Raw genomic sequence first — 1137 nt, 5'->3', positions numbered from 1 at the left:
AGGTTTTTACGGAAATGGGTGAGGGCGCTATGATGGGTAAATGCCTCAAATTTCTTGCGAGTTGTCAAGGATATCCCGTCAGAGAGCTGCTTGTTTCAGCAAAGGCCAAAACCTTTCGGTGCATTGAGTTTTTTTCCAACAGCTGTTCCTCTATTGAGCACCCCTATCTTCACGCTTTATAAAAGAGACATTTTTCAATGTTTCCCAACCCATTTCATGACGGTGGCTCATGAATGGTATAACGATAAATCCATTGAGCACCCCCTATCTTTATGCTTTATAAAGGAGCAAGATAAAGGAGCAAGCTGGTACCATTATTTTTGCCAGCTTGTGGGGTGTTGAGACAGCTCTCTCCACAATGTTGTGACAGTCCTTGGCGCTTGAGGTGGTTCATTAGAGGTGTTTTTAGTCCTTATCTTATACAATTTCTATCCACACATTCATTCCGCTTATAATGTGCAAGTCAGTGATTTTGATTGATGCAACATGGGACAGATTTAAAAGGAGAAAATCTTACGGTATTCAGAATTCTCATTCAATATGGATAACGCTAGATGATCATTATAAATCAATACATCATCTCATTGAGACAAGAGCTACCTACAGAATGTATCAATAATGATAACATTGTAAAGCGTAACTACTATGAATTCATTAATCTTTTATATTTCGATTGAAATTATGCCTATTAATACCGATTTTTTGAGCTCATTCTGTTTGGTTAATAGCTAATAGATTGTCAAAATCAAGATGCGAAGCTAGAATGAAAAACACTTTAAGATCATATCCATTTAAATCACTTTCTGCCAGTATAGCCATTGGGTGTTGAGCCATGACTATCCACTTCTTTCCAAAACCGGATATTCCTTTCCAAAGCCCCATTCCTTTCCAAAGCCGTTGTGCCTTTTAAGTACAATATAAGCAACATAAGCAACAAAACCACCCATAGCATAAATGCGGACCAGAGCCTAAAATGAACGCTGTGGGTAATTGTTATCGGTCATCATCGGGGTGTTTGCACCCCGATCTTTTGACAGAAAGATTTGTTTTAAGACGTTTGCATCTTTTTTAGTGGGTTGTTTATTGGGGAGCAATCATCTTTTTGGGATCAACTAATCGGTCATAATCCTCTATAGA

The 1137-nt window shown here is 38.3% G+C and carries 2 protein-coding genes; one reads left to right on the top strand and one right to left on the bottom strand.

Annotated elements, in window-relative coordinates; translation table 11 throughout:
* Positions 1 to 182, top strand: a 182-nt coding sequence (locus tag ACFIKE_RS11035) for a hypothetical protein (protein ID WP_375649964.1), incomplete at its 5' end; no start/stop codon positions are given.
* Positions 183 to 708: 526 nt separating this feature from the next.
* On the opposite strand, the gene ACFIKE_RS11030 is transcribed toward ACFIKE_RS11035, so the two are convergent.
* Positions 709 to 882 (bottom strand): hypothetical protein, encoded by a 174-nt coding sequence (locus ACFIKE_RS11030; protein ID WP_375649962.1) that lies wholly within the window; start codon positions 880 to 882, stop codon positions 709 to 711.
* Between the last annotated feature and the right edge of the window lie 255 nt (positions 883 to 1137).

This window comes from Bartonella sp. MU70NMGDW, assembly GCF_042194085.1.
GTDB classification, from domain to species: Bacteria; Pseudomonadota; Alphaproteobacteria; order Rhizobiales; family Rhizobiaceae; genus Bartonella; species Bartonella grahamii.
Note: the sequence above shows the minus strand (reverse complement) of the source record. Positions and strands in the feature narration are given on the sequence as shown.